Origin of the sequence: Natrinema halophilum (assembly GCF_013402815.2) — an archaeon.
In the GTDB taxonomy this organism is placed as follows: Archaea; Halobacteriota; Halobacteria; order Halobacteriales; family Natrialbaceae; genus Natrinema; species Natrinema halophilum.
Genome location: NZ_CP058601.1, coordinates 1208664 through 1222953 on the forward strand (window position 1 = coordinate 1208664; position 14290 = coordinate 1222953).

Genomic DNA, 14290 nt, shown 5'->3' on the forward strand with positions numbered 1-14290 from the left:
CTACCGATATATCGACGTTCAGAGAGAAACGTCGATAAAGGTAGCCTGTGCTCCACAATATTGGGAATTCCGAGAAATATTTTAGACGCTGCCGCACCCAGTTACTGGCATGGCCGACACCTTCGTCGTCATCGGCGGTGACGCGGCGGGAATGAGCGCAGCGAGCAAGGCGAAACGAGAGAATCCGGACCTGAAAGTGATCGTCCTCGAAAAAGGAGAATGGGTCTCCTACGCTGCCTGCGGGATGCCGTACTACGTCAAAGGTGAGGTCGGATCGCTGAACGATCTCGTCACCATCACCGCCGAAGAGTTCCGTGACGAGCGAGACGTCGACCTTCGGACGGGCCACGAAGTCGTCGACATCGATCCGGAAGTCGAAACGATAACCGTCGATTCCGGCGGCGAGACGTACGAGCAGCCGTACGACGATTTGCTCGTCGCGACCGGTGCGAGCGCGATCGAACCGCCGTTCGACGGCGTCGGACTCGAGGGAGTGTTCACCATTCACGACATGGACGAGGCCGACGCTATCGAAGAGTACGTCACCGATCGGGACCTCGAGACCGCGGCGATCGTCGGTGGCGGGTACGTCGGTATCGAGATGGCCGAGGCGTTGTCCGCCCACGGGATCACCGTGCACCTCTACGAGATGCTTCCACACGTCCTCCAGCCGTTTGGCGAGACGGTCGCCGAGGTCGTCGAAGCGCATCTGCGCGAGCAGGATGTCGAACTACACCTCGAGACCGCGGTTTCGGGCTTCGAGGGCGCCGAACGCGTCGACGGCGTGCGGCTCGACGACGAGGTCGTCCCCGCTGACATTGCGATCGTCGGGGTTGGTGTGGCGCCGAACGTCGAACTTGCGGAGACGGCGGGCATCGATCTCGGCCCGACCGGTGCGGTCGCGACCGACGAATACGGCCGCACGAACTACGAAAACGTCTACGCGGCAGGTGACTGTGCGGAAGCGCGAAACGTTGTCACCGGCGAGCCGGACCACGTCCCGCTGGCCCTGACGGCAAACCGCGCGGGGCGAGCAATCGGGGAGACAGTCACCGGTTCGCCGACGCCGATAGGAGATATCGCAGGAACCGCCATCGTGAAAGCGTTCGAATTAGGGGCCGCCAGAACAGGAATTGTAGACGAAGAGCAGGCCCGCGAAGCGGGTTTCGATCCGGTTTCGGTCACGATTTCGGCCCAGACGCGCGCCCATTATTACCCCGACGGTGCGGAACTCACCGTCACGCTGCTGGCCGACCGTGAAACCGGGGCCTTGCTCGGTGGCAGCGTCGTCGGTCGGGAAGGAGCAAAGCGCATCGACACGGTCGCGACGGCGCTTCACGCGTCCATGAACGTCACCGAATTGCAAAACGCGGACCTGGCGTACGCTCCACCGTTTAGCCCCGTCTGGGACCCGATCCTCACGGCGGCGAAAGTCCTCGGCGGGAAACTCGAGCGATAACGCCGTTTCCACCGCACTCGCTTTCGAATCACCGTAGCACTCCGTTCGTCGACACCTCTCGGCAACGTGTCTTCGGGACGGTATCGTAGTCGATCCTGTCTCGAATTCTATTCCGTTTCGAAGTCGCTCACGATGCACTCCAGTTCGTCGAGCTGATGAATCCGCGCCACTCGAGCCCTCCTACTGAAGCCTGCTCAGAAAGGGACCGACTGTGAAAGAGCGATCCCTGATAATTCCCTGTCGGCCGGGTCGCCAGCCGGCCATCTGGAACGTACACTCGTGTTGGTTTTGTTTTTCGGGCCGTTTGCAGCGAGTGAAAAACAGTCGCGTCGTTCGCTTCACTTGAGTGTCTCGTTCCACTGCATTCCCGCAGTCGCGAGCCGTCAGGTGTCACAGCCGTCTCACCGACACTGCTGCCTGGCAATGCGGTTTCGACGGTTCTGCACGTCCGGGCGGTCCCACCGCTCCCGCGAGAGGAACTCGCAAAGAGAGTCAGTCATTCACGTGCGGGGTCCTGCCACGATGCGTCGTGAAGGCGGTATCGGCTGAACGGGATCATCCAGACCCAACAGTATATGTGCATTCTGTTCCGACTGTGACGTGTGATGCGGGTTTCGATGGACGGTTCGGCGACGATCGAACTCCGATACGAGGACGGAACGATCCGTATCGACGGTCTCGAGGCCTCGCCTGTTTCGCCGTCGACGCTTCAGGAGCGAATCCCCGATCTTGAATCCGATCCGCGGACCGACAGCTGGCGCGTTCCGGCGATACGCTACGCCGACGCTCGAGCAGTCCTCACAGAATCGGACGCTGTTGTCGACGATCACGTTTTTGACTTTCCGTCCATCCCTGCTCTCCACTCGACGTACGAACTCCGCGACTATCAGGCAAAAGCGCTCGAGGACTGGGTAGAGACCGACCGGTGGGCCGACGTCGAGGGTCTCGGTTCGTCCCTCCGAGCGCCCGCCGGCGTTCTGGAGCTTCCCACGGGCAGCGGCAAGACCGTGATCGCGCTGAAGGCAATCGAACGGATCGCCGCGCCGACACTCGTCGTCGTCCCGACAATCGATCTGCTCGAGCAGTGGGAGCGGGAACTCGAGCGGGAGTTCGACCGACCGATCGGCCGCTTCGGCGGGGGCGAGCAGCGGTTCGAGCCGATCACCGTCTCGACGTACGATTCAGCGTACTTGAAGTCCGATTCGGTCGGTGATCGATTCGGCTGCGTGATCTTCGACGAGGTACACCGGCTTGGTGCCGAAGGATACCGCGATATCGCACGATTACTCGCCGCTCCGGCGCGCCTGGGGCTGACCGCGACGTTCGAACGACTCGACGGCGCCCACGAAGTGATCGAAGATATCGTCGGCCCAGTGGTCCACCGCGTCGACGTTGAGGCGCTGGCTGGAGATCACCTGGCAGACTACGATATTAGACGTCTCGAGGTCTCGCTCTCACCCGAAGAACGCGAGGAATACGAACGGAATCAGGACGTGTTCTCGTCCTACCTCGCGAAATCGAACATCGAGCTCAGAAGTGGCTCGGACTACCAGACTCTCGTCAAACGATCGGGAAACGACCCCGAAGCGCGCAAGGCATTGCTCGCACGGCAGCGCGCACGCGAGATCATGCTCAGTAGCGAGACCAAACTCGAGACGCTCGCCGAAATCCTCGACGATCACCGGGACGAGCGGGTCATCGTCTTTACGGCCCACAACGACCTCGCGTACGACGTCAGCGAACGGTTCTTGATTCCGGCGATCACCCACCAGACGGACTCCGTAGTAAGGGATGGTCGGAGCGAACGCGAGTACGTTCTGGATCGATTCCGCGATGGCGAGTACACCAGGCTCGTCACGACGAACGTGCTCGATGAAGGAATCGACGTCCCGGAAGCTAGTGTTGGCGTGATCCTTTCGGGAAGCGGAAGCGAACGCGAATTCAGGCAGCGTCTCGGCCGAATCCTTCGCCCGAAAGCGAACGGCGGACGAGCCGTTCTCTACGAAATAATCGCCGAAAACACGAGTGAAGAACGGATTGCGAAGCGTCGCCGTGGTTGAAGGACATGTAGTAGGTCTACTATCTTCCGTCCTCCAATCCGAAAGACGGTACTGAAATGGCCGTTTTGGTGAGTGAGTATGCGAATGTATGGAGTACTGGCTCCCCACGTCGTCACTATATCAAACGCGCTCTCGGCCCCTGAGACGCGAAAAATGGGGTATTGCTATTTAAGCGCGAGCGGGAGCGTGTTCGGGGGTGTCGGCCTTACTGTTGGCGTAGGCGTTGTAGGCCGAGAGGGCGGCCACGATCAATCCGCCGGCAGCGGTAGTTGTCGCAAGTACGCCGCTTCCCATCTGGATGACTGCCGGCGAGACGAGCGCCCAGAGCCCGAGTAGCGTGGTCAACGAGGCGACGCCGACGCTGGCCAGCCGGTCCCGCGACAGGCGGACGAAATTGTAGCCGGCGAGCAGGAAGATCGCCGTCCCGGTGAGGGTGTCGTTCCAGATCGCCGCCTCCGTGGCCTCGAAAATGAACGGATAGGCGACGAGTCCGAGCCCGGCCAGGGCGACGATCGCGCTCACCCACTGCATCGTGTCCGTGTTGAGCGTGTTGTAGCGACGGTCGGTCTCGGTGGTGCGATTCGCCTCTGGATCGGTTGGTGTGTTACTCATAGTGGTCTCCACAACTCGAAAGTGGACTGGCGGGCAAATGGAAAGTGGTTGCACTCGCCAGGAACCGACCTCCAGTCGGTCGCGCCTGCTGATCAGTTCTTTACCTGTATCGATCACGGTATCCGGTTTCCCTCATTTTGATCTCCGCAGGGTGACATTCTTTCACTCCCCGCGTGCTACGGTCGACGACATGATCCGAACCGGGATCCAGTTGTACACACTGCGGGAGCTAGAAGGCGGACTTCCGACGCTGCTTCGCCGCGTCGGCGAGACCGACTTCGACGGCGTCGAGTTCGCAGGGTTCGGGGAGACGCCGCCGGACGGAGCGGCGACCGTCCTCGAGGCGGTCGGCCTCGAGGCCGCCGGCGTTCACGTCGGAATCGACGCGCTCGAGGACGATCCCGGCGGAGCGGCCGAGACCTGCGCGGCACTCGACTGCGATCGCGTCATCGTGCCGTATCTCGACGACAGCTATTTCGAGAATGCGGCCGCCGTGCAGGAGACCGCAACCCGGCTCTCGGCACTCGCCGACCGGCTCGCAGAGCGCAGACTCGCGCTGGGATATCACAACCACGACCACGAGTTCGTCGCCCTCGAGGGCGACAAGCGGAGCGCCTTCGAGTGCCTGATCGACGAGACCGACGACGCCCTGTCGATCGAACTCGACGTGGGCTGGGCGCACGCGGCGGGGTACGATCCGATCGCGCTGCTCGAGCGACTCGAGGGGCGCGTCCCGCTGGTCCATCTCAAGGACGTCGCCGACGGCCGGCCGGTCGAACTCGGCGACGGAGAGGTCGACATCGACGCCTGTGCGACGGCGGCACGCGACGCCGGCGCCGAGTGGCTGATTTACGAACACGATGACCCCGCGGATCCGGCTGCCTCGCTCGAGAAGGGGGCGCGAGCACTCGCGCAATTCCGGGACTGATCGTCTGGTCTCGGAACAACTGGTCGTTCTCGTTCGGCCGTGAGTATCGCGGTCTATCGCCACGCCTTCACCGTCACCGCCTCGGCCTCCGGAACGGTGAGCCACGCCCCGTCTCTCGTCACGTCCGAAATGACGAGACGGGCGCGCTCGCCAGTCCGGTCGATCGCGGCCATTACCTCGGCGCTATCGCCCGTCCGATACGAGTGAGTGAGACTCATCGTTCGGATGGGATACGCTATCGCGGAGGGAAGTGCTTTCGAAATCGATAGGGAATGTTGAAATAACTACAGGTTCTGGGTGGAATTACACTATATCTTGACGGTCTCCGTGTCGATCCGCGGCGCGCCGGTTCCACCCGTCGGACGCTGGCCCAAGGCTTTGCCCGTGGCCGTGGACGTCCACCGCAGATGTCTCGGATCGCCGTAGCACACACCGACCTGATGGCGAAAGGCGGCGGCGAGGGCGACTGTATGACCGTCCTCGAGCCCCTCCAGGCAGACCACGACGTCGAGTTGTTCACGCTGACACGGCCCGACTTCGCCGAGTTGAACCGCTACTTCAACACCGCCGTCGATCCGGTTCCCGTAGTCGTCCCGCCTGTCGGACAGTCACCGATTCGACAGCGGTATTGAAGTAGACATTTAATTCGTCGAGATCCGCCTCAGTCAGCGTCAATAGGGTGACGTCGTGGTCATCCTGCAATGCCTCCAGCACGTTCATGCTGACGGCCTCTCCCCGCCTTTCGACATGAGATCCATGTGGACGACGCCGATTTTGGCCATCGTATCAAACCAGACGAACGAACGGTCGGTGGCTCCTAATAGCTGCTACAGGCAATAGGAAGGGACTGCCGGTTCGGTCAGTTCAGAAATATACCCCACGCCGAATAAATAGTACAGGTAGGTCCTCGGATCAGGAGCGTACGCTAACGATATGCTCGACGAAGACTGCTCGGAGAGTCATCGGAAGCGGACGGAACGAGCGGGACGACGTTGGAAGGAACACATGGCTGAACGAGGCCGCCATCATGCGCGCGCAACGGCCGACGATGTTGATGCCTATTTCGGATCGATACGAACGTCCTCAAGGAAGGTATCGACGTCCCGGAAGCAAGCGTTGGCGCCATCCTTTCGGGAAGTGGAAGCGAGCGCGAATTCAGGCAGCGTTTCGGCCGGATTCATCGCCCGAAAGCGAACGGGAGGCGGGCTCTTCTCTACGAAATTGTCTCGAAAGATACCGGCAAAGAACGGATCGCGGATCGTCGTCGAGACTAACGAGTACCGAGTGCAGGGAAACTGCGTCCCTTGTCGGAACCCGTCGCCGTTACGTTCTGATCGTGGCGTATCCTGGGAACACTGCGCGAACCGGCCGGGAATCGAAACGTGTGAGGTAGATCAGTCGGTGGCGACACGGGTGTTCGTATCGCGCTGACTGCCGGTCCCCCTCAGTCCGAGACGGGCGTGATCCAGTCCCATTCGTCGAGGCGGGCGAGGTAGCGGGCGACTTCGAGGTGGGAATGATTTCCGACGAGGTGACCCTCGAGCGTCCGATCCGGTTCCAGTACATCTTTGCAGATCGGACATTCGACCGGCGGTGTGAATGCCATTTCTTCTTTTCCATCCGCCCGTTCGAGGCAAAGCAATACAGCATGCATATGCCCGCCGAGATTCTCTCTCGGCGGATGCGCGTCTTCTCGAAACGGTCCGCTGACGGGTTCGTCCGGGTTGGTCGAGGTGTACCGAGACGACGGGGCTCCGTTGGAGTACCGTTCGACGGGCCGTGGTGCCCTGAATTCTCGGAAAAGCACCGGTCGATTCGGCTGCGGTTCGTTTTCCACGGACGCGAGTCCGTCTCGCCCATCGGGCCATCTCGTTCGAGGAGCGCGACTCGTCGAGGATTCCGATGCTCTCCGGGTGACTTTTGTCGGTGCCACGCCGACTCGAGGTAGATGCTGACAAAGGATCTGCTCCGCATCTCTCGGGCCGGCGGCGGCTATCATCCCCAGTTCGCCGACCGCGAGTATCGGCCGCTCGCAGCCCGCGTTATCGGGACGTACCAGGGCCACGTCGGTGAGCCGCGGGCGAACCTCGAGGAGGCGCTCACCGCTCTCGAGCGCGACGCCGATGATTTCAAACTCATCCGCGGGCTTTCAGCGCTGCTCGAGCGAGAGGCGACGTTCGAGACGGAGACGACGATCGAGCCCGCACGTGCACGCCGGGCCGTGTTCGAGGCTGCCGAAGCGGTTGGCGTCGTCAGCGAAGACGACCGTGCGATGGCGTTCATTCGCGCGAGCGAGTCGCTCGACGTGTCGGCGGACGACCTCGAGACTGCGCTGTACGCCGACCTCGAAGAGCGACAAGTTCTGACTGGGGTCGAGTCGCGGTGGGATCCGGACGAGTTGATCGCCCAGTACAACATGTCGCTGGCCCAGACCGCGCTGTTCGACGCGACTGAACTACGAGTGCGTTCGAGCGAGCCAAAGGCGCTGATCTCGGCGGTCAAGCGACTGCGGCTGATGTACGAGATTCACCGGCCCAAAGGGAGACACGCGACCGGAAACGGGAGCGCTTCGGACCGCACCGTCGTCGTCACGGGACCGACTCACCTCTTTCGTTCGTCTCGGCGCTACGGCACCCGCTTTGCGCGGCTCCTGCGAACGGTTGCGAACGCCAGCGAGTGGCACCTCGAGGCGACGATCGACGATCGCGGCACCGAACGAACGCTCGAGCTATCCCACGAGTGTCCCGTCCGGGTTCCCGACGCCGAGCCGATCGCGGACGTGTCGTACGACAGTAGCGTCGAGTCCGATTTCGCCGCTCGGTTCGCGAACCTTGACCTCGACTGGAACCTCGTTCGCGAACCGGAGCCGCTCGCGACGGGAACGCGCGTGATGATCCCCGACTTCGCGTTCGAGTACGATCCCGCAGGAGCGACCCGCGAGGGCACCCCGGACGGAACGGACTCGTCGGACGGTGGCTACGGCGACTTTCGCGTCTTTTTCGAAATCGTCGGATTCTGGACGCCGGAGTACGTCGAGAAGAAACTGGACCAGCTCGCGGACCTCGAGGACGTCGAAATGCTGACCGCCGTCGACGAATCCCTGGGTGTCGGCGAAGAAATCGCCGCCCGTGACCACCGCGCGATCCCGTACTCCGGGACAGTACGAGTCAAAGACGTCGCTGATGTCCTTCGGGAGTACGAACGCCAACTCGTGGCCGAGAGCGCAGCTCGGCTCCCAGACGAGCTCCGACCGGACGAAGACGCTATCGCGCTCGATGTGCTGGCTACAAACTACGGCGTCAGCGCAGACGCCCTCGCCGACAAGTCGTTTCCCGAACACGAACGGATCGGACGGACCTTGGTCAGACCTACTATCATCGAATCGCTTTCCGAGGAGATCGAATCAGGTATGACGCTGGCGGACGCCGAAGCGACGTTCGACGACCACGACATTACTGACTCGAGCGCAATACTCTCTCACCTCGGCTATCGCGTCGAATGGGACGGGCTCGCCGGCGGGACAATCACAGAGCGCTGACGAACCACCGACGTACTCGAAATCATTCTCCACCGCTTGGATGGCTCGATGCGTGGGTTGTTGCAGTGGCTCGACACATTCGTAGCGAACTGATCCGCAGCAGCGGTAATCGTTCCAGGACTGCCGCCCAGACACCACACGGACTATTGCGGAACGTGAAACCGATTCCGGCATCGATCGTCGAACCCCGGACGAACCAATGTCTGTAGTGACTAACCTTATGCATCTTCTCCCCCACTTGCTTAGTTAGCACAGTCGTGTCTACCCATGTTTCCAGGGAGCAAGTCGCTATCTTGCTCGTCGAAGACAATCCCGGTGACGTCCGCCTGATACGGGAAGCGTTCAAAGCAGCGGGATTCGCGACGACATTTCATACGGTTACCGACGGCGACACCGCCCTCGAGTTTTTACGGGAACAGGCTGCTGCCGAATCGGGGCCCGACATCGATCTGATGTTGCTTGATCTGAACCTTCCGAGGACGAACGGGTTCGACGTTCTCGAGGCGATCAAAGATAATTCGGAACTGACATCGCTACCGGTTCTCGTGCTTACGAGTTCGGAAGCGACCGAAGACATCGTCAAAAGCTACGAATTGTGTGCGAACGCCTACTTGACCAAGCCGACCAATCCCGACGAGTTCGAAAAGATCGTCCGAGCAGTCGAAGCGTTCTGGATCGACGAAGCGACGCTGCCGCCGGTTCCCTCGTGAACCGCCGTCCGGTCACGGACGGGGTACCGGCCCAGTTGCAGTGTTGAACGAAGGCTGCCGTCAGTCCGTGCACGGATGATGACGGGCCGCGTATCGCTCGTTTGCGCCGTGCGTACCGTCACCGGGAATCCGTCCTCGGTTGACACCGGATACGTTTCGTAACCGAGGAACACCTGTACCGTCTCTCCGAACGCGATACTCACGCTCGAGGTATCGACGACCTCTGGGGAGCGGCCGACGACGAGTTCGACGGTATGCGTTCCCACATCGCTTCCGACGTTTTCGAGAGCGGCAGTCACGGAGAGCCACCCACCGCCGGTCGTCGGCGCGTTCGTGCCGGTGATCGCCACGGAGAACGACGGCGATCCGGTTCCATCGCCTCAGCTGTCGCCACCGTCACTGTCACCGCCACCGCCTTCATCGCGCCTGTATACGAGAACCGTTCGCGATGCTGCACCGTCGGCCGTCGCGATGCGAACGGAGAACTCGTCGTCGTTCCGAACCGGATACGTCTCGTACCCGAGGGTGAATATTCGCGATACGAACCTGATCGAGTGAACGAATGGGCGGGCTTTCTGGAACCCAAGATGTGATCACAATGTGCTTTCGCCGGGTGGATTCGGTCGTAACGGGACGAAACGAATAGTGAATCGACCACCACTGTCTCGATGCCCACCCGTGCGGGTCTCGAAAGGGTTTTTCGGCCCGACCGGTTGTGTACGGACAAATGGGGCTCGAGGAGGAAATCGAGGAAATCGAGGACGAAATCGCCAACACGCCCTACAACAAGTCGACGGAGGCCCACATCGGCAGGCTGAAGTCGAAACTCGCGGAGAAAAAAGAGAAACTCGAGAAACAGCAGTCCGGTTCGGGCGGCGGTGGCGGCTATTCCGTCGAGAAACACGGCGATGCGACAGTTGCGCTGGTCGGCTTTCCGAGCGTCGGCAAGTCGTCGCTTTTGAACTCGGTAACCAACGCCGAGAGCGAGACGGGGTCCTACGAGTTCACGACGCTGGACGTCAATCCGGGGATGTTGCAACACCGAGGGGCGAACATCCAGATGCTCGACGTGCCGGGGTTGATCGAAGGCGCTGCTTCGGGTCGCGGTGACGGACAGCAGGTGCTCGCGGTCGTCCGCAACGCCGACCTAATCGTGTTCGTTCTCTCGGTGTTCGAAATCGAACAGTACGATCGGCTGCGCGAGGAACTGTACGACATCAACATCCGCGTTGATCAGGAGCCGCCGCGGGTCACCGTTCGACCGAAGATTAAAGATGGCATCAAGATCACCTCGAGCACTGATCAGGATCTCGACGAGAAGACCATTCAGGACGTCCTCCGCGACCAGGGCTACGTCAACGCCGATCTGAATCTTCAGGAGAACGTCACCATCGACCGGCTGGTCGACGGGCTGATGGAAAACCGGGAGTACATTCCGTCGATCACCTGTGTCAACAAAGTGGATCTGATCGAGCCCTCCTACAAGGAAACCGTCGACGAGGAACTTCGCGAACGCGACCTCGATCCCGAGAACGTGACCTTCATCAGCGCCGACAAGGAGAAGGGTCTCGAGGCACTCAAAGACCGGATCTGGGAGAACCTCGGACTCATCCGCGTCTACATGGACAAACCCGGCCGCGGCGTCGACTGGGAGGAACCCCTCGTGATCGATGAGGGCACGACCGTCGGCGAGGCCATCGAAAAACTCGGCGGGGAGATGGAAGAGCGATTCCGCTTCGCACGCGTGACAGGTCCCAGCGCAACCCACGACGAACAGCAGGTCGGGAAGGATCACGTCCTCGCAGACGAAGACGTACTAAAACTAATCTTGCGCCGATAGCAGGTGCCTATCCGTCGATCGTGGGATCGATTTCCGTCAGCCCGGATCAATAGGTCCACATCAGTATACCATCACTCGCCCGATTGGCAGTCACGACGATCCCGACATACTGTCGGCGGTCGATAGCGTTTCAGAATACGTTCCAGTCGTCGGCAGAGAAACATATGGAATTGTGAGAATCCGGATCGAAACCAACAGTAATTATCAACTGCCCCGGCTAGGAGGGAACCATGGCTGATTTTGGAGCGCTATCGCTCGTGCCGCCGCTGCTCGCGATCATCCTCGCGGTCGTGACTCGTCGTCCACTGCTCTCGCTGTTTCTCGGTATCTGGTCGGGCGCGGTCATTTACACCGAGAGTCTCGGCATCGGACAGACGTTCGAATGGATCGTCGACGCGATCATCGTCAACGACGGTGCTCACGCCCAGATTCTTCTCTTTACGCTCCTGTTGGGGGCCGGCGTCGCACTTATCTGGCGACTGGGCGGCGCAACCGCCGTCAGACGATGGGCGATCGTTCGACTCGAGACCCAACGGACCGTCGGCATGAGCGCGTGGTTTCTCGGGATTCTCCTGTTTTTCGACGACTACGCAAACACCGCCATCGTCGGCAGTACGATGCGAGAACTCTCCGATCAGATGCGCATCTCTCGCGAAAAGCTCGCCTACGTCGTCGACTCCACGGCTGCACCCGTCGCGACGCTCGGCATCTCGAGTTGGGTCGCGTTTCAGCTATCACTGATTCGCAGCGCGTACGAGGACCTTGGCGTCGAGAGCGAGGCGCCGGGTGCCTTCGAAACGTTCGTGGGGTCGATCCCGTACAACACCTACGCGCTGCTGGCGATCGTCATGGTCGGCATCGTCGTCACGTCTGGGCGAGACTACGGCGAGATGCTCGAAGCCGAACACCGCGCACGAACCACCGGGAACGTCACCCGCGAGGGCGCACAGCCGCTCCAGAAGGTCGAGGAGGATCTCGGCGACCCCATCGACGAGCAGCCGATGCTTCGGACGTTTTTCGCGCCCATCGCCGTTCTGATCGCGGTGACGCTGGCGAGTGCGTTCTGGACCGGCTATCGATCGTGGCTCTCGAGCCAGTCGGAGGCTGGTGGACCGACGTCGATCGGCGCCGCGGCCGGCGAGTCGGGAGTCACGCAGGTGCTCGTCGATATCGTCGGTGCGGGGGACTTCGCGACGGCGCTGATCTGGGGATCGTTCGCCATGGTCGCGACCGCAATCGCGATCGGCCTTGCCTACGGCCTCTTCGATATCGGCGACGGCGTCGATACCGTCATCGACGGCTTCGAATTGATGCTGACAGCGGTGACGATTCTCGTACTGGCGTGGACGATCAGCAGCGTCGCGGAAACGCTCGGAACGGGAGCGTTCGTCGCCGATCTCGCCCGGGGATATCTATCGGCGGAGTTACTCCCCGTTCTCGTACTGTTCGTATCGGCGTTCGTCGCGTTTACCATGGGGTCGTCCTGGGCAACGATGGGGCTCGTCACGCCCATCGCCGTCGAGGTCGCGTACGAATTCGGGGCGGGATTCGACCTTGTTCCGGTCGCGGTCGGTGCTGTCTTCTCCGGCGCGATCTTCGGCGACCACACCTCACCGATCTCCGATACGACGGTGTTGTCGGCCACGTTCAGTGGTGCAGACTTGATCGACCACGTGCGCACGCAACTTCCCTACGCGCTGACCGTTTTCCTCGTCGTCGTGGCCTGTTATCTCCTCTACGGGTATCTCGGTGTCCCACCGATCGTCTTCCTGCCGCTCGGTGCCGTCTCACTCGTCGGCCTCGTCGCCGGCCTTTCGAGGCTCGACGCGAACCGAAGGGGCCTCGAGCCGGTCGCAGGGAACTCGGCCAGCAATGACGCCGAAACGAAGTCCGAACGCGACGCCGGGTCGCCCGAGGAGCCAAACTAGACCACCGCCTTCGCCAATCTTTTGGAGTCTGCAGGCCTCAATTCCAGCATGGATGGAACGCTCGACCACACGATGATCCGCGTCGCCGACCTCGAGGACTCCCTCGACTGGTACGAGACCCACCTCGCGTACGAGGAGAAGGATCGCTACGAGGGCGACGACTTCACGATCGTCTATCTCGGGCCCGAGGAGATGCACGAGGACGGGGCGATGCTCGAGATCACCCACAACGAGGGCGAAGAGCCGGAAGTCGGTGACGCCTGGGGACACATCGCCGTCCGCGTCCCTGAAGGGGAACTCGAAGATCGCTATCAGCAATTGATGGACGACGGCGTCGAGGACTACCGCGATCCCGAGTCCTGTGGGGGCCGCTATGCCTTCGTCAAAGATCCCGACGGCCACGAGATCGAGATCGTCCAGCGCGATCCCGACGAGGGCGCGCTGTGGTCGCTCGATCATACGATGATCCGCGTCGAGGACGCCGACGAAGCGCTCGGCTTCTGGACACGGAAGTTCGAGTACGACGAGGTCGGCCGATGGGAGGCCGATAGCTTCGCGAATTACTTCGTCGAACCTCGGACCGCCCCACCCGAAGCGATGAGCGTCGAACTCACCTACAATTACGACGGCCGCAGTTACGAAATGGGCGATGCCTGGGGACACCTCTGCATCCGCGTCGACGATCTCGAGGGCGATTGGGATCGGCTACTGGACCGCGGGGCCGCCGATTACCGCGATCCCGAAAGCTGCGACGACATGTACGCGTTCACGACGGACCAGGACGGCCACGAGATAGAACTCATCGAGCGAGACCTCGAGGCTGACTCGCTGTTTCCCTTCTAGTTCGACTTGCTGGCCCAGTTACCCGACTGATCGTTTCTCTCCGTCGCTAACCGGCCTCGTCCTCCGTGTCGACTCGCCACTCTCCGTCGACAGCGACGGCAGTTGTCCGCCTCGAGTGCGATCCGTCGGTCGATTCGGATCGTTCGTCTCGTCTCCGGTATGCATCGTTCAAGTATGGCGAGTGAGACCCGTAGAAACGGAAGACGCGCCGGCGATCGCCGACCGGAGCGGTACAGTACGGACGCAGACGTTTGCTGCTCGGCCTGCCGGAGACCTCCTCGATCACGGTCGGAGATTCGCAAACCACGAGTACGAACCATCAAACGCGGCACCTGACTGCCGGTCGGGTCCTACTGCTCAGCGGACGGGACG

At 61.4% G+C, this 14290-nt stretch carries 13 protein-coding genes and 1 pseudogene; 11 read left to right on the forward strand and 3 right to left on the reverse strand.

The annotated features are described in order from the left end of the window. The first annotated feature begins 109 nt into the window (after positions 1–109). The gene (locus HYG82_RS26675) at positions 110–1459 is read left to right on the forward strand and encodes an FAD-dependent oxidoreductase (protein WP_179260136.1); all 1350 of its coding nucleotides are present in this window, start codon (positions 110–112) and stop codon (positions 1457–1459) included. 605 nt (positions 1460–2064) lie between these two features. Then, positions 2065–3519, forward strand: coding sequence for a DEAD/DEAH box helicase family protein (locus tag HYG82_RS26680; protein WP_179264381.1), 1455 nt, complete (start codon positions 2065–2067; stop codon positions 3517–3519). A 168-nt stretch (positions 3520–3687) separates the two neighbouring features. Here the strand turns inward: HYG82_RS26680 and HYG82_RS26685 are convergent, their stop codons facing one another. After that, complete coding sequence (locus tag HYG82_RS26685) at positions 3688–4131, reverse strand: SPW repeat domain-containing protein (RefSeq protein ID WP_179260137.1); 444 nt, start codon at positions 4129–4131, stop codon at positions 3688–3690. A 190-nt stretch (positions 4132–4321) separates the two neighbouring features. On the opposite strand from HYG82_RS26685, the gene HYG82_RS26690 reads away from it, so the two are divergent. Then, positions 4322–5059 carry a sugar phosphate isomerase/epimerase family protein gene (locus HYG82_RS26690; RefSeq protein WP_179260138.1) on the forward strand — a complete coding sequence of 246 codons (738 nt, stop codon included), beginning with the start codon at positions 4322–4324 and terminating at the stop codon, positions 5057–5059. A gap of 53 nt (positions 5060–5112) precedes the next feature. On the opposite strand, the gene HYG82_RS26695 is transcribed toward HYG82_RS26690, so the two are convergent. Further along, on the reverse strand, positions 5113–5277 hold the full coding sequence (locus tag HYG82_RS26695; protein WP_179260139.1) for a DUF7556 family protein: 165 nt from the start codon (positions 5275–5277) through the stop codon (positions 5113–5115). Between the two features lie 189 nt (positions 5278–5466). Here HYG82_RS26695 and HYG82_RS26700 point away from each other — a divergent pair, with 189 nt between their 5' ends. Both HYG82_RS26700 and HYG82_RS26705 read left to right on the forward strand, forming a co-directional pair. Continuing rightward, complete coding sequence (locus tag HYG82_RS26700; RefSeq protein WP_179260140.1) at positions 5467–5691, forward strand: hypothetical protein; 225 nt, start codon at positions 5467–5469, stop codon at positions 5689–5691. A 441-nt stretch (positions 5692–6132) separates the two neighbouring features. Continuing rightward, positions 6133–6333: pseudogene (locus HYG82_RS26705) on the forward strand (helicase-related protein); the annotation flags it as partial. A gap of 170 nt (positions 6334–6503) precedes the next feature. On the opposite strand, the gene HYG82_RS26710 reads toward HYG82_RS26705, so the two are convergent. Continuing rightward, entirely contained in the window at positions 6504–6665 is a 162-nt protein-coding gene (locus HYG82_RS26710) for a hypothetical protein (RefSeq protein WP_179260141.1), read from the reverse strand. Between the two features lie 342 nt (positions 6666–7007). Here HYG82_RS26710 and HYG82_RS26715 point away from each other — a divergent pair, with 342 nt between their 5' ends. The 6 genes from HYG82_RS26715 to HYG82_RS26740 all read left to right on the forward strand — a co-directional run bounded on the left by HYG82_RS26715 (position 7008) and on the right by HYG82_RS26740 (position 13918). Beyond that, positions 7008–8597 carry a DUF790 family protein gene (locus tag HYG82_RS26715; protein ID WP_179260142.1) on the forward strand — a complete coding sequence of 530 codons (1590 nt, stop codon included), beginning with the start codon at positions 7008–7010 and terminating at the stop codon, positions 8595–8597. A gap of 257 nt (positions 8598–8854) precedes the next feature. Beyond that, positions 8855–9307 (forward strand): response regulator, encoded by a 453-nt coding sequence (locus tag HYG82_RS26720; protein WP_179260143.1) that lies wholly within the window; start codon positions 8855–8857, stop codon positions 9305–9307. 254 nt (positions 9308–9561) lie between these two features. Continuing rightward, complete coding sequence (locus HYG82_RS26725; RefSeq protein WP_235217837.1) at positions 9562–9900, forward strand: hypothetical protein; 339 nt, start codon at positions 9562–9564, stop codon at positions 9898–9900. A gap of 134 nt (positions 9901–10034) precedes the next feature. Continuing rightward, a complete protein-coding gene (locus HYG82_RS26730; RefSeq protein WP_179260144.1) occupies positions 10035–11147 on the forward strand; it encodes an OBG GTPase family GTP-binding protein in 1113 nt (370 codons plus the stop codon). Positions 11148–11377: 230 nt separating this feature from the next. Beyond that, positions 11378–13075, forward strand: coding sequence for a Na+/H+ antiporter NhaC family protein (locus HYG82_RS26735; RefSeq protein ID WP_179260145.1), 1698 nt, complete (start codon positions 11378–11380; stop codon positions 13073–13075). 48 nt (positions 13076–13123) lie between these two features. Beyond that, positions 13124–13918: a VOC family protein gene (locus HYG82_RS26740; RefSeq protein WP_179260146.1), complete on the forward strand. Its 795-nt coding sequence runs from the start codon at positions 13124–13126 to the stop codon at positions 13916–13918. Positions 13919–14290 lie beyond the last annotated feature (372 nt).